The sequence below is a fragment of the Microbacterium sp. ZXX196 genome (assembly GCF_009709595.1).
Taxonomy (GTDB): domain Bacteria; phylum Actinomycetota; class Actinomycetes; order Actinomycetales; family Microbacteriaceae; genus Microbacterium; species Microbacterium excoecariae.
In genome coordinates, this window is sequence record NZ_WMEE01000330.1 from 1 (window position 1) to 257 (window position 257).

The window sequence follows — 257 nt, forward strand, 5'->3', positions numbered from 1 at the left end:
CCGATACAGTACCCAAAACACCATTTGCATCTACCACCACAGTTTTAACAGCAGTAAAAGCTTGATCCTTAGTTGTAGAAGCTGTGCCATCTGTTTTGGTATTTATAGCAGAAGCCGTACCACTCAAAGGTAAATCAGTTATTCTAGCAGTACCTCTAACCTGGAAAGTTTCTGTTGCAGGCGTTTCTTTACTAGTTGCAATACCTACTTTTTTATTCACCTGTACACTAGAATCAGCACCAGCACCAAAAATAACA

At 39.7% G+C, this 257-nt stretch carries 1 protein-coding gene; it reads right to left on the minus strand.

Annotated features, from left to right (window positions below; translation table 11 throughout):
- A partial coding sequence (locus GJQ66_RS13235) for a hypothetical protein (protein ID WP_230379651.1) occupies positions 1–257 on the minus strand: 257 nt, incomplete at both ends.